Consider the following 20,168-nt stretch of genomic DNA (forward strand, 5'->3'; position numbering starts at 1 on the left):
TACAAAAGGCAGGGCTTTATTATGATATTTTAAAAGAATTGCTTTCGATCTTTCTCAAATTTAAGAATTTCCACAGCTTCACGGAATCGTTGAGAGTGAACAACCTCTCTTTCTCTTAAGAATTTAAGACTGTCATTTAGACAAGGATCATCTGACATATTAATAATCCATTGATAAGTAGCTCTTGCTTTTTCTTCGGCTGCGATGTCTTCGTAGAGATCTGCAATCGGGTCTCCTTTTGCCTGGATATAAGTAGCTGTCCACGGACTCCCGGCCGCGTTATTATAGAACAGGGCATGATCGTGGTTAGCATAATGAGCACCTAAACCAGCTTCTTTCATTTGTTCAGGGGTAGCATCTTTTGTTAATTTATAGATTGAAACTATTATGCAACCATGCTATAATTGCCCTAGAAGATTGATATGACGGTATTTTTAAGGTGAAAGGGGCAGGCAGGAAATGAAGCAAATTGAACGGGTTGCCATATATAGCAGGAAATCAAGACCTGATGAAACGGATGAAGGTATCAAAAGGCAGTTACAATTTCTCATTGAAAAGTGTGATGAAAGTGGATGGGAATATGAAGTATTTCAGGAAGTGGGAAGTTCACAGGACATAAACCGCCCTGAATTAAATAAAATGCTTGATAGGGTGCAGGGGTTTCATTATGATGCGGTAGTGGTCACAGACCAAGACAGGTTAAGCCGTACTACTTCAGGATTTTCACATATTAAAGATATACTCACAAATTACGGGGTTCAGGTGGTTACGTCAAGTAAGATATATGACTATGCAACGCAGGAAGATGATTTAATGTCCGATATGCAAAGCATAGTTGCCAAACAAGAATACCTGAACATTAAGAAGCGACTTGTTAGAGGTAAAAGGCAGTCTGCAAAGGAAGGAAATTGGGTAGGCGGTCAAACCCCCGTAGGTTATCAATATGACCCCACGACAAAGAAGCTGAAACCTGATGACCGTGCACCAGTTATTCAAAAGATATATAGCCTTTACCTAGCAGGTAAATCAAGTACAGACATTGCACGGCAATTTGAGATTGAAGGGCTTGTAACACCTTCAGGCAGTAAGTGGGATAAGGCTAGAATATCAGTTATTCTTGCAAACCCTGTTTATAAAGGCACTGTAATTTACGGCAAGACCAAAATATCAAAGACAAGTAAAAAGCCTTCAGGGGCACCACGGCAAGTGAAATCAGCGGATTCAATTGTAATTGATGAAGCCCATGAACCAATTATAGACCCTGAAACATGGGAACGGGTTGAAGATATAAGGAAAAGCAGACTACAAAGGGCACCTTCTGCAAGAATTGGGAAACAAGTATTCACAGGGCTTATAAGGTGTGGTTTATGCGGTAGAACTCATTCCTTCCAAAGAAGAAAAGGGAAGGAGTTAAGGGTTACTTCCTGCCAAACTAGACATTATCAAGAAGATGGAAGTTATACGACATGCGAGAATAAAGGGTGTAGGCTTGATAACTTCGAGAAGATTTTTTATTCAATGCTTGAAGACTATGTAAACCAATTAGAATTGTATCTTGAACAGATAAAAGGGAACCTGAAGGAATCCAAAGATACCCCACTGGATGAAAAGATGCAGCTAGAGGGGCAGGTTAAGAAGATAGATGCACAGATAAAGAAAGTTCAAAAAGGCTTTATTGCTGAAATCTATACAGAAGAAGAAGCACAGAAGGAAATAAAACAATTGAAGTCATACAAGGAAGACACAGAGAAGCAAATAGAGAAGCTAAATAAGAAATCAAAAGGGGAAGCCCTTGACGAACTAGAAGAAAGCTTAGAAAAGATTAGAAGCTTTCTGGATGGAACCAGTGATTCAGAAGCTAAAGAGATAAACGAGTTATTAAGGAAACACATTGATTATATTGAGTATGTAAGAGTAGGCAACCATAAAGCAAAAATAGAAATGGATGTTCATTTTAAAGGAAATTCAAGTGCTTGAATTAAACAAAAAAACAGGGCTTTCCCAAATATAACGGGAAGCCTTTTTTTATGCTATGAATCCATAACATCATCTATAAATTTTGATAAATCAAGTTCACCGTGTTTAGTGACCTTTCCAAGCCCTTCCACATGATAGGTGTTTTCTTCCTGTTTGACCTTTAGTTCTTTTCCTTGAATCTGCTTTTTAACTACTGGAGACTCTTTTATCACTTCCATTCTATAATCTGCCCCTCCTGTTAATTCTTTGATGTTACAGAAATTGTATGATTTAACCGCCTGTCCTTATTTCCAAAAATGTATTTTTAATTCCGTGTCAAAAGCAAGTTACTAAATGTTAGATTCAAAGGACTTTCAATCGTGTGAACTTGTTCATCTGAATCAGGATTCAGAGTAATGTTCTTCAGGTAAACTTTTTGATTGTGTTGCACTCTTTTAAAAACACCTGTTATTTGCCCTTTCTTGTAATATGTTCCGTGTTGATTCTGTGAAGATTTTTTCTTTTCCCGTTCAATTTCATAAGTTGCTTCTGGACTGCCTTCAAGAACCAAAGGCAAAAAGCAAATATCAATAATTACTTTGTGCTTTCTGTCATCTTCCACAACTTCAATAATGGCAATATTATCCTGCACATAACATGTGTTACGCATTAAATCAAATCCTTTCTAAAATGGTATATTCAAAGACTGGTACAAGGGGCAGGCTTAAGGGTGCCCACCCGTTCTATCTGTCCAGTTCCTTCTTAAAATCTTATTTTGATTCTTCTAATTCCTTACAAATTTCACTCATAACGTATAAACTGATACCAACGAATGAAAAAAGGAAAAACACGGGTTACACATCCTGTTCTTTAAGACTTTTTTAAACTGGTTGGTTCTCCATGAGTTCGTCAAAATGTTCCTTCTGTTCTTTAGTCATAGAAACAAGTAATTGCTTCAGGTGTTCAACCTGCTTTTCGTTTACTTTGCCTTCTTCCTGAAGGTCTTCAACTTCTTCAGCGACTTCTAGTGCCTTTGCTTGACGTTCAGCCTGTTCAGCCCGTTCCTTGAAGGTTTCAACCTGTTCAGCCTTTTCCTTCAGGGCTTGATATTCTTGAAATTTAGCTTTCATAGCTTCTGTAAAAGCTTCTGCCTTGCTATCGTCAATTTCTTCTTTCTTATTTTCTAAAAACTGTTCAAATTCTTCATAAGTCATTACTTGTCACCTCGATAGGAACCGTCAGAAAACTCTTTCATACCTGAATCAGAATTGTCATTGAAAGCCTTGTCAGCTTCCTTTTTAAGTTCTTCTTCATACTTCTTTTCGTCTTCAGGTAAAGTAGTATTCTGATTAATTAAGTGTTCCTGAAGCTTGTGTTCGTCAATGTCACGGAACTTTGCAATTTCTGAAGCGGAAAACATGTTCACCCCGTCACCTAATCGGATAAAGTTCTTTGTTTCTTCTCCATTAACTGCCTTTTTGACTTCTTCAAAAGCAGTTGACTTATAGTGAAGGTTTAGAACTTCTCCATTCTTCAGTTGAAGAGTTGCATATTCAGGTGAATCCGCTTCAAGTTCACTGAACTTTGACGGTTCCACATTATTGACCTTGTTCATTTCCTTCTGCCCCTGTTCGTACTGTTCCATAAGCTTGATGATTCCTTGAATTTCTTCTTTATTAGACATATAAAAAAAGCACCTCTTTTCAGATAAAATATTTCACAACTAAAGTTATAGAGATAAGGGAAGGGGCAGTTAAGGCTAGAAAACATCTAAAGCCCCTATGCGGTTCGCCCTTGAAATCTATTAAGTTTAGTTATGTATATATTGAATCTAAAAAAGAAGTGCTTTTATTATTATTATGAAATAGTGAATCTGTTATAGTGTTTGACAGGATGCTGTTATATATGTTATGTAGTGCAGAAGCTTCACGGGTGGTGGAAGCCCCTGCGGTGTCCTGATAAACACACAAGATATTCAGTTGTAAGTTGAAAGCCAAAGCCCTTTAGCCTTCAAATATAGTGGCAAGGACTGATAGGGTAGCCTTGCACCATATTCAAACCAATTCAAAAAGACTACCTTCCTTCACAAAAGGATGCTTAAATGAATTTCAAAAGAAAATTCACCATATTTGAAAGCTAAAAGATAAAAATGAAAGAGGTTCTAGGCACCTGCTGATGCCACGAAGCACCTAGAACTGAAATTTATGGAGTTCCACACCTAAAAGAGTGGAGGTCGTTCGGTTGACAAGACCGAACTAGGTGTATATAAAAAATAGCACCTTATGAAGCCTTTCAGGATTGCCCTGAACCGCTTTAAAGATGCTATTTAATTGTGTTTCTATCAGTTTTGCTTCCTGACTGGCTGAACCGTAGTTAGCCTTGAAGCTTGTTTTACAAGTTCGCCCTGTTTGATGAACCCTATCAAGAGTTATCAAATCAGTTTTGAAGCTTGACCAGTAAGCCAGTGTGTCCTGCCCCTTAACTGTCTGCACCTAGTTGGTAGAACTGCCGTGAAGGGTTCAAGCCCTTGCGGTGTTCCTTGTGTTTTTGTCTCTACTATAAAATGTTCAAGCTTGTAGCCCTTTTTGAGATTCTGAAAGGCAAGTAAAGTGCCCTGAACCCCGTCATATCAGTCTTGAAAAAATTTTAAACTTTTTTTCTGGGCTTTTCTTTGCCCCTATTCTTAAGAGTTCGCTGATGTACCGCCTATGTTGTAAAATATTCGCCTGTGTAGGACATTTTGAAGCCAATAACAAAACAAAAACCCTGCTGAACGTTGTCATGGCAAGGTTTGAAACTTTTTTTAATTTTTTTTGAGAAATTTCAGTTTGACACAAAAAATAGAGTGCGTTATCCTCAATGACCTATTACTTGACCTTATTACTATACCTAGTTACGTAGTAACCGTTCTCGGAGAGAACGGAACAGGGTAGCACAATTTCTGTTCAAGTGTCAATGTTTTTTCAGTAATTCTTTCCTGTCAATTTGTGGCAGTTAAGCTGCCCCATTCTTGTAGCAGAGTAAGGGAAGGGGAACACCCTTTTCTTTTATATACTTTTCTTTTAGGTAAAGGGGCAGGGTTAGTATATAGTCAAGAGAGTTAGAACGTCATAGACCTTTTACCTTCCTGCCCCTGTACTGCCTTATGAACTAACAGAGAACCTGAAGCCATAGGCTTACAACGTAGTTGTCTAGGTGGTTTAGGTTTTAGTATTCAGGCAGGGCATAGAATGGCTTATATGGCTTCTGTGTGCTTCTGAATGGCAGTTATTACGGCAGGTTAGGGTGTGGAATTGGTGGCGGAAAAATCAGGTGATTAATTCTAAGGCATCTAGTAGATTTTGTGAGAATTTTTAAGGGTGGGGTGCTATATTACCCCTCGAAAGATAGTGAGGAATCTGTGTGGGCTTCCTGTGAAGTCTGAATGGCATGTTTGAGTGTGAATGTTAGTTTGCTTTGTTTTTTGGAATTAGAACAGGGTCAAGGTTGTGAATATTTGGATAATGTAACAGGTATTCTATTTTTACTAGTACAGTTTACTGGCTGGAAAAATCTAATACGGCATTTGGGGTCATCCTTATCGAGTGTTTTGTCTTGATTGAAGGGTGCTTTTTTTATGCCTTAAACCTGCCTGCCCCTTATCTGCCTTTTGAATTAAATTATTACTAGAAAAATCTAATGGGGTTCAGGGGTCATTGATTTTTAGGCATTGACTGCCTAAGAAGGGTACGGGTTCAGAACAAATGAATACCCCCATGTTCTTGTGAACATACCCTTTATTCAAGTATTTGAATATATATACAATTGGGAACAGGTGGAAATAAAGGGGTTAAAAAATCACCTGCTATGCACTTAATAGACTGCGGGTGTGACTTGTGAAATCCGCTAATTATTTCAAGGGTAACCCCACCACTGGCACCCCCTCTACTGGTTAAGTTCTCGTAAGATTGTAACCACTTATAAGCAGTTTAGTCAGTGTTGCCAATGCTTCAAGCTTGTTAGTGTTTAGAAGTGATAATGAAAGAAGTAATGAGTTCAGTTAGACATTCATGAAGTAAGTTTAGTGTATAGAGTTGGATGGATTTTGTGAACGGGTTTTGAGTGCCTTTCTCTATCAAAATTAAACTAAAATTATCTACCATTTAAATTAACTTTTCTTTAGGAAGTTCAGTACATTTTTATGGTTTAATTGTGCAGACCTTTCAAACTTTTTCTAAGTAGAACGTTAGGCAGTCTATGCCAAAGTTTTATTTGAATTTATAAGCAAACTTTCTAGTAATAGGGCAGGCAGTTCTAGTGCATGGGTAGGGCATATTTCCGCCTTGACAGGTGGGGCTATTCTTGTAACATGCCTAGCCCTTGTCAGGGAAATAGGCAGGGCTTATTGCAGTATAAGGGGCAGGCTAAAGCAACTTGAATTCCTAAGAATTAATATAAAAACCCTTATGCATAACCAGAGAGGGGGAGGCGGTTAATAAAAGTATTCTCCAAATGATATAAGTCACACTAAGAAGTTGAAAGGAATATGTTTAGTAATTATCGCAAATAGAATGAAAAAATTACATAATATACTAATATGGTTTATAATGGAATATAGAAAAACTTTATTGAGGGGGCTAATTGTGTCAGTAAATCACTATCTTACATCCTTATCTAGCAAACTAGTGTTATCTCCTATTGAAAAGGAAAATATAAAAATATCTTTAGTAACGTTGTCAAATCGGCTAAATTCTTATTTCGGCAAAGACAAATTACATACACATTTTCAATTTGGTTCTAATACAAGGGGTACAATACTACCCAGAAAAGCAGATTCAAATTCAGATGTAGACTACATGGTGGTTTTTAAAAACCCTAACAACTATAAGCCAAATACCTTAATGAAGTATTTAAAGGATTTTATGCATTTCCATTATAAGACTTCTGATATACATAGGGATAGCCCCACAATGGTTCTTGTGTTAAATCATATAAAATTTGAATTAGTGCCAGCTACTCAAGATATATGGGGAAACTACTTTATCCCTTCAAAGAAAAATTTGTTTACTGATGAGTGGATGCAAACAGACCCTTTGGGATTCAATGAAAAATTAACACGGGTAAATGTTTATAATAATTCTCATATAAAGCCTTTGACTAGATTAATGAAATATTGGAACACGAATAAGTTGGATAGTTACTATTCTTCATATCTAATGGAAGACTTCCTAGTAAAAAGGTTTGACTACAACAATAAGCACTTATTAAAATATTTTCTTTACGATTCAATCGAAGGGATTGTTCCTAAGTATAATGATTCACAAACTCAAAAAGATAGATTGGATAGGGCGAAACATATAATTAAAGAAGTTAGGTTGCTTGAGGAAAAAGGTTATAATACCCTGGCTAAACATAAAATGGAGAAACTACTACCAGACATATAAGAGGGATATATCATGGATGAAAGATATGATTCATTAGACAAACATTATAAGCCAATAGAAGTATTGAAAAAGTGGGTCAACCGTCTATTTGTAATAAACGTGCTATTATCTTTTTCCACTTATTTTTTGAAAGACTTTTTGATTTTTAAGTCTGCTATACTATTCATATTTATTCTTACAACACTTTTTTATTTTATTGCTGAGGGGTACTTAAGTATCTTTAAAATACCCGAAGTTGAAGACAAGCGAAGAGTTCATTTTCTTTCAAATTCCTTTAATGTCCCTTTAGACAATGAACATACCAACAAATATTACAATAACAATCTTAAACCTTCATTATTAAAATTGGGGGCAAATGTTTTTGAAAATGCCCTGAATTCAAAAGCCGTGACTAAAGAAATGGTATTTCGTGAGAGAATAAAAATAGGTAGCTTTTTAATGATTTTGGTGATTGTATTTACCTTAAGAACAACTAATTTAGAACTTTTATCAATTGTAGCCCAAACTCTATTTACAAGCACTTTGCTTACATCACATATTAGGCTAGAAGTTCTTCATGCGAAAAATTTGTCTATCTACAATAATTTATACACTATCTTTTATTATCATGAAAACAGAGAGAAAGAAGAAAATGATAAATTATCAGCATTGCTGTTAGATGCATTTGTAAAGTATGAAGCTGCTAAAGCATATTCAGGCGTTAAACAAGATACTAAATTGTTTTATAAAATTAAACCGCAAATCACAGATGAATGGGAAGAGATAAAACAAAAATTGAATATAAAGGCAGATTAATTTTTGTGTAATTAAAAGTTAGTTAAACAAAAGATACCATATGCAGCGAACAGGGGGGGGAGAGTATTGGCGGCGTCAGAAATTTCAATAGAGATAATAAAGCGTATTGATAAGGAAATCATAGAAAACATGCTTCTTAATTTAGGATATAAAAAGGATAATAAAAGAGATGATTTTCATTGGTTTGATGATTACGTATCAATAAGTGGGTGTTCCGTATTTTTTGGGTATGGAACCAATAATAAAGGTGAAGAAGAACATAGAACTATAATAACTGCCAATGTATCTGGAGTGAAGAATTATAATGATGTTCAGAAACAAGTAGACACTATAAGGGCTTTTGAAGAGAAGTATGGTGGTTTCTTATATGACAACAAAGCTGGTGATTATCTAGGGGAAAATAAATATCCTAAACTTTCTAAAACCGAAATTGCTTGTGGTAATGCATATTCCACTTTTAAAAAGAATCTACTCATGACAAGTTACTTAATTGAAGATGCCGATTTAGAGGAGTTACATAAGTACACTAAAATTGGAATGCCTCCAATATTTGAGAAGGAATTTTTACGCAACAACCTTTTATTACCTTTTTTTGTTTCTATTATGGAAAATTTCCTTAGAACATTTCTGTATAGGTTTATTGAAACCAATGAAGAAGCCGAAAACTTAATCTATAAAAAGAATGGAAAACTTCCATATTCAACTGTCAAAGAATTACTAAATAGAGATAAAACAATTATTGATATAGAAATAGAAGAATATTCTTTTCAAAATTTCAATTCAGCAAATAAAGCATTTGTTAGATATGTGGATGTTGACTTATTTAAAGATATATTATCCGAGAAAGTTTTAATAAATGATGAAGATAATAGTTTGATATCAATATTATCGGAAATGGTAGAAAGTAGACATAAACTCATTCACGAAGCTGAACTTAATAATTATCTAAACAAGAATAAAATGAAAAGTTATCATGTTGCTTTAGTAACATTAGGTAGTACTCTTGTTAATTACTTTAAAAATAATAGAAATTTGAGAATTGATTTGGAGAGTGAACTATTTTTTATGCCTAAGAATATCAAGCCTCAATTCTAAGTTATTTTTCTTAAGGCAAATGAATTTTCCGTAATTATCCGCAATAATAATCAAAAATATGACATATTCAACGTATTTTCGAAAGGACAGAAGTTTAAGAGTAGTTTCCTTAAAGGAAGTACTCTTTTTTTGTTGCAAACATGTTGAAATTATAATTTAACCATGTTAAAGTAGTGGTAGAAAGTTGATAAAGATAAGGTTTCAACCACCTTGACTTCAGTTCAGGACTAGAAAGCTGAAGCATCTTTTATAGAATCACTAGGGGGGAAGGAAATGAGTATTTCAAAATGGATTCAGGAAGAAGGGGCAGCAAGTGCAGAAGATTTATTGCAAACCCTTATTAAGAAAAATAATGACAGAGTTAGAGATATTGAATCTGAATATCGAAACTTGCCTGAAATGAAAGAGGTAAAGAAAAGAGAAATTAATGAAGATAAAAAGAAGATTAGGGAAGTCACAAGCTTCTTAAATGAAAAGGACATGAAAAAAAACAAGCCATTGACAGAAGTTTATCAACTAACAAGTGAATCTGAAGATATATCAAAGGGAAAGCTTGAAGATTTGCTTTACAAGTTATCCGACAAGGTTGCTGACTATATTAGTTTTCAAAACGTAGGCACTGCAAGCAATATAAATGTAGTTGGGGGTTCCGTAGCCTATGACTTCAATAATGAAGGGGTAATTGAAATTGGGGAACATATATCTATTTCAACAGATGATTTGGAAGAAATATATGCCTTCTTAAATGGCTTTACAGTTGTAGTTGGTATTGTAGATAGATATTCTAATAAGTTTGAAATTGGAATTGTAACCGAGTAATTAGTAAAGGGTGAACGGCAATGCTGATAGGGCAAGCAAAGGGTTTGAAAGCCGTAATATATAGCCGTGTAAGTACACAGGGGCAGGTGGAAGGTGTAAGCCTTCAGGAACAAGAACGTCAATGTAAGAAAGCATGTAAGTTCCTAGAATGTGAACTGGTGGAAGTGTACCGTGAAGTAGGTGAATCAGGTGCAACCAAGCAAAGGACACAACTTCAAAGGCTTATGAAGGATGCTGAAGCAGGAGAATTTGATATGGTTTTTGTTTATTCCCCTGATAGGTTTAGCAGAAATTTCAGGGTGATGATGGAAACATATTACGCATTAAGAGAAGACTTTGAAAAACCTATTCATCTATATATCACTAATTACAATATAGATACCAGTACAGACATTGGACACGCTTGCTTCCAAATGTTCAGTACCTTTGGGGAGATTGACAGAAGAAATATTAAGGAACGTTTGGACATGGGAAAGAAAGCTAAATTAAAAGCAGGTGCTTATATCTCTAAGAAGCCTTTTGGCTACAATGTATCTGATGATGGAAAGTTATATCAAGAACCTGAAGAAGCTATTGTTGTTCGTGAGATATTCAAAATGAGGGCTTATGATGGAAAGAGTTATAGAAAGATTGCACAGGAAATGAATGACAAAGGAACGCCTGCCCCTTCTAATAAGAATTGGAACCATGCCACAGTACAAAAAATTGTTAAAAGTCCATTATACAAAGGACAACTAATATACGATGGTGAAATTATTCCACTGCAATTTGAAGGAATCGTATCGCCACAAGTTTTTGGAAGGGCAAACTAATATTGTCCTTTCTTTTGTTTTATAATGAGATAATACATAACAGAGTGGGGTGACACCATGCCAATCAAAATAAAAGAACATAAAGACATGACTGTTTTACAATATATAAGGAAAAAAAGGGGATTAAAGCAAGAAGACATTATTAATTCACTTCAGGAGAAGGGGCAGAATATAAGCACCCACCATTACAGTCAATTAGAAAGAAATGTACTTCAAACCTTTAGTGTCGAACTAGCAATGGCAATTGCGAAAACCTTTAATATTCAGGTTGAAGACTTTGTTGAATTTGAGGAAGCTTCTAATGAAGAAATGGAAATTACACCTGATAATTACACAAAACTTCCTTATTATATAAAGAAGGAAATAGGCAAGGGATTAAAAGAAATAAGGAATGAAAAGAAGATACTTGCAGAGGATGCAGGGGAGAAAATAGGAATTAAAGCGAAAAACAAAGCTGAACCTATTTATCATTTAGAGAATGGGCATGGTTCTAAAAAGAGGGTAGAAGCTTTATGTAAATTATACGGAACTACTTTAGAAGACGTTTTAAACGACTATGCATACGAAGCAATAAGGAAGAAACTTAGATAAGAAAGACCTGTTTTTTTTTTGAATAGGTCTTTTTTTTATGTTTTATTTTCCATTTTATTGTAAAATGATGGTATAACTGTATATAGATTGGGGAAGGTTACTTGTCTATTTTAAAAAATAAGAAATTTTGGTGGGTGCTTTGTGTTTTTTTATTTTTTCCTATAATCTTTAATTATACGGCGTTACAATTTTCTGGATGGAGAGTACAAGGAAATGAAGATAGTTGGATAAGTTTTTGGGGCAATTATTCAGGTGGAATATTGAGTGCTTTTGTAGCTTACATAGTGGCGAACTCACAAGTAGAAAAACAAGCAAATAAAGAGTTAGAAAAAGAACATATAATAAAACAAATTAATCAATTACCTGCATTAATGAGGGCGAAAATAGCTTTGGAAAGATATATAGTTGAGTTGGAAAAAATTAGAGAAAATGTTGAAAGGGGAATCTTGAAGGTTAAGGTTCCAGAAAGAGAAGATTTTGATACTGAGGAAGAATATTTGGAAGTATTGTACTATGACTTTGATAGAAGCCGACTATTTACTAATATTTACCATCGTATGTCATTACCTGAAACTGAAGATTATTTAGATAAGGTGGTAGATGTAGCGTTGCAAGTTGACCTGATAAAATGCTTTGAGTTCTATGGTGGTCTTTTTAATGCAGTGTCTGAAAACACCCAAAATAAGAGTGACTTACTAGAAGAACTTATGATACAGTATTATGTTACAAAGTTAGATGCTGATACACTTTTTAAATTAAATAACCTATTTATGAGAGTGCAAGAAAATACTGCCGAAAGACGGGAACACATATTTAACCTTTATAAAGATGACATGTTTGGATTCTTTAAAGAGGTTCTTGAAAAAGTAAATGAGGAAATTGACAGGGTAAACATATTGAAAGATAAGAAGAACTTGAAGTAAGCTTTCAGGGGATGTAAGGCATATGTGGGGCTTTAATGGATACATAATAAAGGTTGCATTTTGGAAATGATTAATTTATAGATCATGGTAGCAATCATTTCCAGGTGGGCAAACTCTTCTGTTCCTATATCAGTCAGTAAACCAATTACCTTGTCAGGGATGCTGTAACGCTGATTTAAGTAACGAAGCGCGGCAGATAGCTCCCCATCAGCCCCTCCATACTGCTCAATCAAATACTTAGCGAGTCTTGGGTTGCATTCCGTTACTTTAACTGGATATTGTAATTTCTTTTCATAGTACCACATTAAATCCCTCCTCTTCGTCTTTACAATTGCCACGGCCAGGGACTATCTTTCCAATCCCAGGGATAGCCTGAGAAACTGGCCCCATATTGCCGCAATGGTCCAAAATGTTTTTCATAATTCGTTTTTAAATCTCTGCTTTGAACCGCGAGCTGGTTAAATTGCTGGATGGCTTGAGAGTCGTTAGGGTGAGTATCTAAGTAAAGAGTGAGCTCCACAAGTGCAAAGTCTACCATTTGAATTTTTTCCATTAATTCGTATCTTTTAGATGCAGCTTCGGATGGATTGTTCATGAATGATCTCCTTTCCCGAGCGGTGTTGGATACGGATCGTAAAAGCAGGGCCAAAGCGTTCCTTTGTAAAGCGCTTTTTCCAATGGGAATTGGGGAAGGTTTGGCTGCTGAAATCCAACATAAAGATTGGGAGGAGTTTGATAGCAAGCTATTTTTCGAGGTGAACATGGATCAAATGGACCATGATATGGTTGATAACACTTAATCAAAGTAAACATTTATATCCCCTTCCTGAGCTCATTATCAAAATTTATGATCCTCCAGCATGTCCTATTCGAATAAAAGAAGGAATAAACCCGGTCTTTAGAGAAATGCTTTAAAGAAGAATGCATGTATAATAGAATATGAAGAGGTGAGCGTATGTTTGTGAAAAGTATTATGAAACCTGCACATCGATCATACACTGCAAAGACAGAGGATCGGTTAAGCGGCATTTTAGAATTATTGAATGAGTACGATCTCCAGGCCATGCCTGTACTTAATGGTCAAAAGTTCATAGGAATGGTTTCAAAAGAAATTATTTATCGGGCATATTTTAATGCGGAGCAAAGTAAAGAATCATTTTTAAATCAAACGACCGCAGGAGACATTGCTGAAAATCATGACTTCTATATCCATGACGAGGAAGTATTTGAACGAACATTACCAGCTTTTAAAGGTTTTCCTTTACTGGCAGTTGTTGATAAAGAACAAAATCTTCAGGGACTTGTCACACGTTTTGATGTAATTGAGCAGTTTGAAAGTGCATTTGGAGCTAAAAAAAGAGGCATTCGAATCGCTTTTACATCGGAAGAGTCGAGCGGTCGAATTGAAAGACTGGGCGACATTATCAAAAGCTATCATGAAAATGTCATATCTCTGGCTACTTTTGATGAAACGGATAAACTTGCCCGAAGAATCGTACTAAAGGTGGAGAAGAAAGATAATATAGAGCAATTCACAAACAAGCTGGAGAAGACTGGATTTAGAATTTTAAGCGTGAAAGAAGTGTAAAGATTAAACTGCTATGACTTGGTCATAGCGGTTTTTTTGTGAGTTATCTTTGTGGTACGATTGATTTTACTCTAATCATGGGAGTGTGGAGCAAGTGTTAACTGGTGTCATAATAGTAGCAAGTATGGGGTTGTTGTTTTTTGCAGGAATGTATTTATGGGCAGAAAACGACCACTTGGATGAGCATGTGATTAAGGATCCATTCTTTCCTTATTTTCGAGAGCTGCATATTGTATTTATTTCCGATATTCATAACCGTGAAATAAATACACAAACACTCAATAAGTTGAAAAATGTAGATGTGGTTATCATTGGCGGAGATTTGGTTGACAAGCGCACACCTCTTACTAGATTGAAAAATAATCTAAATAAATTAAAGCAGTGGAAAGCACCTGTCTATTTTATTCCCGGAAATAATGACCACGAACTGGAAAAAGCTAACCTTCTGGATGTGCTTGATAAGTATCAAATTCATGTCATTTCTAATTCTGATTATGTAGTAACCCTGCCATCGGATACTGAGTTTGTATTAAGTGGGATTGATCCTTATTTTATGAAGCCCAGACGCCAGGCTGCCTACATTAAAGAGCAAATCAATTATCAAATACTTTGCGTCCACGATCCATACGTCTATCAGAAAATGAATCATGAAGATCAGAAACAATTTGCTCTTGTTCTAAGCGGACACACTCATGGTGGTCAAATCCGCTTATTTGGTTTAGGTCCTTATACAAGAGGCGGATGGTTTGAATCTGAAATCCCTCCTCTTTTGATAAGTGAGGGGTATGGAACATCGCTGCTACCCTTGCGTCTGGGAACTAGAGCAGAACTTCATTCCATTACCATTAAATCCTCCTGACAGGGTTATTCAAATATTATATAAAGAATATACAAATTTTACACGTTCTCAATAATTCATATATAATTATAGAAAAAGGAAAGAGTTGGAGGAAAACGAATGGGGACAAAGCAAGCAAAATATAATATTAAAGCTGTATCTCAAATGGTGGGAATTCAGCCCGGCACTCTTCGAGCATGGGAGCGCCGGTATCAAATGATACGGCCATCACGAAACGAAGCTGGACATCGTTTGTATTCAGATGAGCATATTAAAATCTTAAAGTGGCTAATGGAAAAAGTGGATAAAGGATTCACTATATCCCAGGCAGTTTCCCTCCTTGAAAGCAATGAAAGTGCAGTGAACGTTTCAAGTAATACGGAAAGCAGTAATCAACTAGAAATCTTGGGAGATGATCTTCTTAATGCACTGTTATCATTTGAAGAGAGTGAAGCACAGCAAAAATTGGATCATGCTTTCAGCTTGTTTACCCCGGAAACAGTAGCTATTGATATTATTGGGCCACTATTAGTGAAAATCGGAGACCTTTGGGAAGAAAGCCGGATCACCAGTGCTCATGAACATTTTGCAAGCCATTTCCTCCGTTCCAGAATGGGGATGATGCTTCTCTCCATACCTACAGATGCAATGCTTCCTAAGGCTCTTCTCGTATGCGGTCCGAATGAGCGTCATGAACTTGGACTGTTGATCTTTGCTTTATTTATGAAACGTAAAGGATATGATGTCATTTACCTGGGACAAAGCATTGCCGGCGGCGACATCGATATCGTTATAGACGAAATAGAACCGTTGTATATGTTTATGTCCTGTACTTTAAAGAAGAATATTCCTATTACTGTTAGTCTGGCCGAATCTTTACAGAAGCAGTTTCCTGAGTTGAAAATAGGACTGGGCGGAATGGCTTATGATCAGTTATCAGAACTTGAAAAAAAGCGAATGGAGCCCTTCATTGTCGGTAACACTAAAAAAGATTGGGAAGCTTGGCTGTCTAAACATTAGCGGCAATGAAAATGAATGATTAAGTAAAAAGGTTGCCCCTGTATACACACATTAGATATAATTCGAAAAAAGGTGCCATAATCGCATCAGTCATCATACTATATAGATAACACATATTGTGACAGGGGGGCGATCATGTGCGAGTTGAAAGAATGACAAATGAAAAATTTAAAATTTTTCTCACCTTTGATGATTTGTTGGATAGAGGTTTATCAAAAGAAGAATTATGGAGTGACCTTCCGAGAGTCCATCGGATTTTCAGCGATATGATGTATGACGCGGGAATTGAACTCGGGGTTGAGTTAACAGGGGTGTTGCTTGTGCAAGTTTATCTTTTGCAGGCACAAGGCATGTTAATAGTCGTTACCAAAACTGAGCCAGCTGATATGGAAGACGAAGAAGATTATATGGAAATGAAAGTTACATTGGATGAAAGTAAAGAAATGATGTTTTCATTTGAAGATTTTGAACATGTCATCCAAGCTGGTATTCATTTACACACGCTAGGTGTTACGGGTGGCAGTGTATACTATTACAATGATTACTACTATATGCTCCTTATGGATGAAGATATTATTCACCTGGATATCGATCAAGTTATCGCTTTACTATCCGAATTTGCTTCTGCATCATCAGCTACATCGTATAGACTCGCTGAATATGGAAAGCAAATTATGAAAGATAATGCGTGCGATACAATTAAAAACCATTTTTCTTAATCCTTTTTAAGTGGACGATGCTTTTTTAAGCTTCGTTCTTTTTATTTTTAATAGAAGCTCATTATAGAACATGTTACTATAGATAAGGATATTTAAGATTTTTAAGCTGGTAAGAAATGGAGTGTCCATAATGAAGATTGCAGTATTGTATGGAGGGACTTCTGGAGAACGGGAAGTTTCTTTATCTACAGGTAAGGGAATAATAAAAGCGTTGAAAAACAAAGGTCATGAAGTAACGGCAATAGATTTTTCCCCCGAAAAAATTAAAGATATACTGGAATTAAAGGTAGATCTTGTGTTCTTGGGACTTCATGGACGTTTTGGTGAAGATGGTAAAATTCAAGGCTTGCTTGACATGATTAACCTTCCTTATGTGGGTTCAGGTGTATTATCATCAGCTTTAGCTATGGATAAGGCAAAATCGAAACAGATCTTTTCATTAAATGGACTTCAAACTGCAAACAGCAAAACGTTTGATGTTGCTGGCTTATTGGATATGAGCGATATAGTGGAAGATATAAAGAAGCATTTTCCTACGCCATTTGTAATTAAGCCGAACCAGGAAGGATCCACACTAGGACTAACAATTGTGAAACATGAAGATCAAATTGAAAAAGCTGTCCAAACAGCAGCTCAGTCTGATTCTACTATTCTAGTTGAGGATTATGTTCAGGGAAGAGAAGTTACTGTGCCGGTTATCGGTCGAAAAGGAAAAGAAACGCCGCTTCCAGTTATTGAAATTATCCCTAAGAATGATTATTACGATTTTGACTCAAAATATAAACCAGGTGGAAGTGAACATATTGTTCCTGCCAAATTGCCGGATAGTCTTACCGAACAACTTAAAGAAGAAGCGGTAAAAGCCCATCAATTATTAGGGTGCGAAGTTTATTCTCGTGTTGATTTCATAATTAATGAAAACGAGGAGCCAATTATTTTGGAAGTGAACACACTTCCGGGGATGACGCCTACAAGTTTATTCCCTGATTCCGCCAAAGAAATAGGCTGGAGTTACGACGATCTTATTGAAAAATTCGTAGAACTATCCCAATTTGATAATTAATAGAGAGTGCAATCGCTTACAAGTTGTTTGGGTAAAAGACACTGGAATGCCAAAACACGCTTTCCATAATAGAGGTGAAAGTGTATACTATTGACTGAAAGAAAACCCTGAAAGCGAATGCACGGATATTAGGAGGTAAATGGATGGTAGCGGATAAGCCGACAGATGCTGCAAACGAAAACAATGATAAACTCGATGTTTTAAAGTCCACACAGACGGTGGTCAAAAAAGCACTTGATAAATTAGGTTATCCTAACGAAGTTTATGAACTAATGAAAGAACCAGTGCGGATGATGACGGTAAGGATTCCTGTACGGATGGACAATGATCATATTAAGATATTTACAGGCTATCGTTCCCAGCATAATGACGCGGTTGGTCCTACCAAAGGTGGGGTGCGTTTCCACCCAAATGTTACAGAAAAGGAAGTAAAGGCTTTATCCATCTGGATGAGCTTGAAAGCTGGAATTGTAGATTTACCTTATGGTGGGGGTAAAGGCGGAATCGTTTGTGATCCGCGTGAAATGTCATTCCGTGAACTTGAAGGTGTGAGCCGTGGTTATGTGAGGGCTATAAGTCAAATCGTAGGTCCTACTAAAGATATCCCGGCGCCTGATGTATTTACAAATTCCCAGATCATGGCGTGGATGATGGATGAATACAGCCGCATAGATGAATTTAATAACCCTGGGTTTATTACAGGTAAACCTCTTGTACTAGGAGGCTCACATGGTCGGGAAACAGCTACAGCTAAAGGTGTTACCATTTGTATTGAAGAGGCAGCCAAGAAGAAGGGTATTAGTGTAGAAGGTGCCAGAGTGGTTGTTCAAGGTTTCGGTAACGCAGGGAGTTTCTTAGCTAAATTTATGCATGATCGAGGAGCGAAGGTTATTGGAATTTCTGATGCCTACGGAGGTTTGCATGATCCTGATGGGCTGGATATCGATTACTTACTTGACCGTCGAGATAGTTTCGGAACAGTTACAAATCTATTTAAAAATACAATATCCAATGAAGAACTCCTGGAGTTGGACTGTGACATATTAGTCCCAGCCGCTATTGAAAACCAAATTCGTGAAGAAAATGCTCATAACATAAAAGCAAGTATTGTTGTGGAAGCTGCAAATGGTCCGACTACTTTAGACGCGACTAGAATATTATCTGAAAGAGGAATACTGCTTGTACCAGATGTTTTGGCATCATCGGGAGGAGTAACAGTTTCTTATTTCGAATGGGTCCAGAATAATCAGGGATATTATTGGACTGAAGAAGAAGTTGAAGAGAAACTCCATAAAGTGATTGTTAAAGGATTTGACAACGTTTATCGGACGGCAGAAACGAGACGTGTAGATATGCGTTTGGCCGCTTATATGGTTGGTGTACGGAAGATGGCAGAAGCTTCTCGCTTCAGAGGATGGATATAGGTTGATTTGACCACAATTATCTCCTATCATTTACTTGGTAGGAGATTTACTTTTGTTTATTAAATCGAACGTAAGTTCCAGAGACTTCTGGAAAAAGGAGTGACTAACGTGCATCAGGAAGAAAAAGTCATCATTATAGGCGGTGGCCCCTGTGGTATGAGTGCAGCCATCGAGCTTAAAAAAATGGGCATTGAACCATTAATTATAGAAAAAGGGAATATTGTTAATTCTATATTCCATTATCCGACTCATCAAACGTTTTTTAGTTCCAGTGATAAGTTGGAAATTGGCAATATTCCATTTATTACTGAACGTCAGAAGCCTGTGCGAAACGAGGCTCTAGCCTATTATAGAGCCGTAGCTGGCAGAGAAGAGTTACGCGTAAATGCTTTCGAAAAAGTAATGCAAGTAGAACAGGAAAATTCAGGGTTCTTAGTTAAGACAGAAAAGCGAACAGGAGAACAGGCCGAATATAAAACAGAGGATCTGGTAATTGCTACCGGATACTATGACCAGCCAAATCGTCTAGGTATTAAAGGGGAAGAGCTTACAAAGGTTATGCATTACTTCAAGGAAGCTCATCCCTATTATAATAAAGACGTAGTAGTTATCGGAGGGAAGAACTCAGCAGCCGACGCTACTCTGGAATTGGAAAAATCAGGTGCTAACGTGACAGTTTTATATCGTGGAGAAGAATATTCAAAAAGTATTAAACCGTGGATTCTACCTCAATTCGAAGCACTGGTAAGAAAAGGTGCCGTAAATATGGACTTTTGTGCGCATATTAAGGAAATTACCGAAACCGAAGTTATTTACGAATGTCGAGGGGAAGAAAAGCGAATTGCGAATGATTTCGTCTTTGCTATGACAGGCTATCGTCCAGATCATAATTTCCTAACAAAGATGGGCGTAGAGTTTGATAAAGAGTCCGGCCGGCCAGACTATGAAGAAGATAGTATGGAAACCAACGTGCCGGGTATTTATATAGCTGGAGTAATTGCAGCAGGGTATAATAATAACGAGATATTTATCGAGAATGGTCGGCATCATGGCGGGAAAATTGCTCGTGCCATAGCTGGGAAGAAGTAAAGTCTACCGTTGA

General features: G+C 36.5%; 21 protein-coding genes and 2 pseudogenes. 15 read left to right on the top strand and 8 right to left on the bottom strand.

All coding sequences use genetic code 11. The features are described 5' to 3' along the window. Positions 1-29 precede the first annotated feature (29 nt). Positions 30-389 (bottom strand): annotated as a pseudogene (locus ACTWPM_RS13950) (manganese catalase family protein); the annotation flags it as partial. A gap of 70 nt (positions 390-459) precedes the next feature. On the opposite strand from ACTWPM_RS13950, the gene ACTWPM_RS13955 reads away from it, so the two are divergent. Then, entirely contained in the window at positions 460-1,977 is a 1,518-nt protein-coding gene (locus ACTWPM_RS13955; protein ID WP_443133640.1) for a recombinase family protein, read from the top strand. Between the two features lie 53 nt (positions 1,978-2,030). On the opposite strand, the gene ACTWPM_RS13960 is transcribed toward ACTWPM_RS13955, so the two are convergent. The 4 genes from ACTWPM_RS13960 to ACTWPM_RS13975 form a co-directional block, all read right to left on the bottom strand. Continuing rightward, positions 2,031-2,195: a hypothetical protein gene (locus tag ACTWPM_RS13960; RefSeq protein WP_443133641.1), complete on the bottom strand. Its 165-nt coding sequence runs from the start codon at positions 2,193-2,195 to the stop codon at positions 2,031-2,033. Positions 2,196-2,281: 86 nt separating this feature from the next. Then, entirely contained in the window at positions 2,282-2,626 is a 345-nt protein-coding gene (locus tag ACTWPM_RS13965; protein ID WP_443133642.1) for a hypothetical protein, read from the bottom strand. Between the two features lie 211 nt (positions 2,627-2,837). Then, positions 2,838-3,170, bottom strand: a complete 333-nt coding sequence (locus ACTWPM_RS13970; RefSeq protein ID WP_443133643.1) for a hypothetical protein — start codon at positions 3,168-3,170, stop codon at positions 2,838-2,840. Beyond that, entirely contained in the window at positions 3,170-3,640 is a 471-nt protein-coding gene (locus ACTWPM_RS13975) for a hypothetical protein (protein ID WP_443133644.1), read from the bottom strand. Before ACTWPM_RS13975 ends, ACTWPM_RS13970 begins: the two co-directional genes overlap by 1 nt. A 2,938-nt stretch (positions 3,641-6,578) precedes the next feature. Here ACTWPM_RS13975 and ACTWPM_RS13980 point away from each other — a divergent pair. From ACTWPM_RS13980 to ACTWPM_RS14010, 7 genes are all read left to right on the top strand, one after another. After that, entirely contained in the window at positions 6,579-7,379 is an 801-nt protein-coding gene (locus tag ACTWPM_RS13980) for an SMODS domain-containing nucleotidyltransferase (protein ID WP_443133645.1), read from the top strand. Between the two features lie 12 nt (positions 7,380-7,391). Then, positions 7,392-8,174: a hypothetical protein gene (locus ACTWPM_RS13985; RefSeq protein ID WP_443133646.1), complete on the top strand. Its 783-nt coding sequence runs from the start codon at positions 7,392-7,394 to the stop codon at positions 8,172-8,174. A 66-nt stretch (positions 8,175-8,240) separates the two neighbouring features. Further along, the gene (locus ACTWPM_RS13990; protein WP_443133647.1) at positions 8,241-9,269 is read left to right on the top strand and encodes a hypothetical protein; all 1,029 of its coding nucleotides are present in this window, start codon (positions 8,241-8,243) and stop codon (positions 9,267-9,269) included. A 273-nt stretch (positions 9,270-9,542) separates the two neighbouring features. Next, positions 9,543-10,088: a hypothetical protein gene (locus tag ACTWPM_RS13995; RefSeq protein WP_443133648.1), complete on the top strand. Its 546-nt coding sequence runs from the start codon at positions 9,543-9,545 to the stop codon at positions 10,086-10,088. 44 nt (positions 10,089-10,132) lie between these two features. Continuing rightward, the gene (locus ACTWPM_RS14000; protein ID WP_443133649.1) at positions 10,133-10,900 is read left to right on the top strand and encodes a recombinase family protein; all 768 of its coding nucleotides are present in this window, start codon (positions 10,133-10,135) and stop codon (positions 10,898-10,900) included. A 57-nt stretch (positions 10,901-10,957) separates the two neighbouring features. Continuing rightward, complete coding sequence (locus ACTWPM_RS14005; protein WP_443133650.1) at positions 10,958-11,491, top strand: hypothetical protein; 534 nt, start codon at positions 10,958-10,960, stop codon at positions 11,489-11,491. Positions 11,492-11,592: 101 nt separating this feature from the next. After that, on the top strand, positions 11,593-12,414 hold the full coding sequence (locus ACTWPM_RS14010) for a hypothetical protein (protein ID WP_443133651.1): 822 nt from the start codon (positions 11,593-11,595) through the stop codon (positions 12,412-12,414). 71 nt (positions 12,415-12,485) lie between these two features. Here the strand turns inward: ACTWPM_RS14010 and cotJC are convergent. The 3 genes and pseudogenes from cotJC to ACTWPM_RS14025 all read right to left on the bottom strand — a co-directional run. Further along, positions 12,486-12,719 (bottom strand): annotated as a pseudogene (gene cotJC / locus ACTWPM_RS14015) (spore coat protein CotJC); the annotation flags it as partial. A gap of 20 nt (positions 12,720-12,739) precedes the next feature. Continuing rightward, the gene (locus tag ACTWPM_RS14020) at positions 12,740-13,009 is read right to left on the bottom strand and encodes a spore coat protein CotJB (protein WP_443133652.1); all 270 of its coding nucleotides are present in this window, start codon (positions 13,007-13,009) and stop codon (positions 12,740-12,742) included. Beyond that, the gene (locus tag ACTWPM_RS14025) at positions 13,006-13,227 is read right to left on the bottom strand and encodes a spore coat associated protein CotJA (protein WP_443133653.1); all 222 of its coding nucleotides are present in this window, start codon (positions 13,225-13,227) and stop codon (positions 13,006-13,008) included. The genes ACTWPM_RS14020 and ACTWPM_RS14025 overlap by 4 nt, the downstream gene beginning before the upstream one ends. Positions 13,228-13,369: 142 nt before the next feature. Here ACTWPM_RS14025 and ACTWPM_RS14030 point away from each other — a divergent pair, with 142 nt between their 5' ends. The 7 genes from ACTWPM_RS14030 (at position 13,370) to ACTWPM_RS14060 (ending at position 20,155) form a co-directional block, all read left to right on the top strand. Then, positions 13,370-14,002 (top strand): CBS domain-containing protein, encoded by a 633-nt coding sequence (locus tag ACTWPM_RS14030; RefSeq protein WP_443133654.1) that lies wholly within the window; start codon positions 13,370-13,372, stop codon positions 14,000-14,002. A 94-nt stretch (positions 14,003-14,096) separates the two neighbouring features. After that, positions 14,097-14,861, top strand: a complete 765-nt coding sequence (locus tag ACTWPM_RS14035; RefSeq protein WP_443133655.1) for a metallophosphoesterase — start codon at positions 14,097-14,099, stop codon at positions 14,859-14,861. A gap of 99 nt (positions 14,862-14,960) precedes the next feature. After that, entirely contained in the window at positions 14,961-15,860 is a 900-nt protein-coding gene (locus ACTWPM_RS14040) for a MerR family transcriptional regulator (protein WP_443133656.1), read from the top strand. A gap of 137 nt (positions 15,861-15,997) precedes the next feature. Then, positions 15,998-16,579, top strand: a complete 582-nt coding sequence (locus ACTWPM_RS14045) for a genetic competence negative regulator (RefSeq protein ID WP_443133657.1) — start codon at positions 15,998-16,000, stop codon at positions 16,577-16,579. Between the two features lie 130 nt (positions 16,580-16,709). Next, positions 16,710-17,642: a D-alanine--D-alanine ligase family protein gene (locus ACTWPM_RS14050; protein ID WP_443133658.1), complete on the top strand. Its 933-nt coding sequence runs from the start codon at positions 16,710-16,712 to the stop codon at positions 17,640-17,642. Positions 17,643-17,785: 143 nt separating this feature from the next. Then, entirely contained in the window at positions 17,786-19,066 is a 1,281-nt protein-coding gene (locus ACTWPM_RS14055; RefSeq protein WP_443133659.1) for a Glu/Leu/Phe/Val family dehydrogenase, read from the top strand. Positions 19,067-19,222: 156 nt separating this feature from the next. Beyond that, positions 19,223-20,155, top strand: a complete 933-nt coding sequence (locus tag ACTWPM_RS14060; RefSeq protein ID WP_443133684.1) for a YpdA family putative bacillithiol disulfide reductase — start codon at positions 19,223-19,225, stop codon at positions 20,153-20,155. Positions 20,156-20,168: the final 13 nt, after the last annotated feature.

Source organism: Halobacillus sp. K22, assembly GCF_052246795.1.
Taxonomy (GTDB): domain Bacteria; phylum Bacillota; class Bacilli; order Bacillales; family Halobacillaceae; genus Halobacillus.

Bases quoted from the DNA above. Each gene is read 5' to 3' on its own strand.
- ACTWPM_RS13975 (WP_443133644.1), bottom strand. From the start codon at position 3,640: ATGTCTAATAAAGAAGAAATTCAAGGAATCATCAAGCTTATGGAACAG.
- ACTWPM_RS14005 (WP_443133650.1), top strand. From the start codon at position 10,958: ATGCCAATCAAAATAAAAGAACATAAAGACATGACTGTTTTACAATAT.
- ACTWPM_RS14020 (WP_443133652.1), bottom strand. From the start codon at position 13,009: ATGAACAATCCATCCGAAGCTGCATCTAAAAGATACGAATTAATGGAA.
- ACTWPM_RS13960 (WP_443133641.1), bottom strand. From the start codon at position 2,195: ATGGAAGTGATAAAAGAGTCTCCAGTAGTTAAAAAGCAGATTCAAGGA.
- ACTWPM_RS13985 (WP_443133646.1), top strand. From the start codon at position 7,392: ATGGATGAAAGATATGATTCATTAGACAAACATTATAAGCCAATAGAA.
- ACTWPM_RS14050 (WP_443133658.1), top strand. From the start codon at position 16,710: ATGAAGATTGCAGTATTGTATGGAGGGACTTCTGGAGAACGGGAAGTT.
- ACTWPM_RS14030 (WP_443133654.1), top strand. From the start codon at position 13,370: ATGTTTGTGAAAAGTATTATGAAACCTGCACATCGATCATACACTGCA.
- ACTWPM_RS13970 (WP_443133643.1), bottom strand. From the start codon at position 3,170: ATGACTTATGAAGAATTTGAACAGTTTTTAGAAAATAAGAAAGAAGAA.
- ACTWPM_RS13955 (WP_443133640.1), top strand. From the start codon at position 460: ATGAAGCAAATTGAACGGGTTGCCATATATAGCAGGAAATCAAGACCT.
- ACTWPM_RS13995 (WP_443133648.1), top strand. From the start codon at position 9,543: ATGAGTATTTCAAAATGGATTCAGGAAGAAGGGGCAGCAAGTGCAGAA.
- ACTWPM_RS14025 (WP_443133653.1), bottom strand. From the start codon at position 13,227: ATGTTTACTTTGATTAAGTGTTATCAACCATATCATGGTCCATTTGAT.
- ACTWPM_RS14055 (WP_443133659.1), top strand. From the start codon at position 17,786: ATGGTAGCGGATAAGCCGACAGATGCTGCAAACGAAAACAATGATAAA.
- ACTWPM_RS14060 (WP_443133684.1), top strand. From the start codon at position 19,223: ATGAGTGCAGCCATCGAGCTTAAAAAAATGGGCATTGAACCATTAATT.
- ACTWPM_RS13965 (WP_443133642.1), bottom strand. From the start codon at position 2,626: ATGCGTAACACATGTTATGTGCAGGATAATATTGCCATTATTGAAGTT.
- ACTWPM_RS14040 (WP_443133656.1), top strand. From the start codon at position 14,961: ATGGGGACAAAGCAAGCAAAATATAATATTAAAGCTGTATCTCAAATG.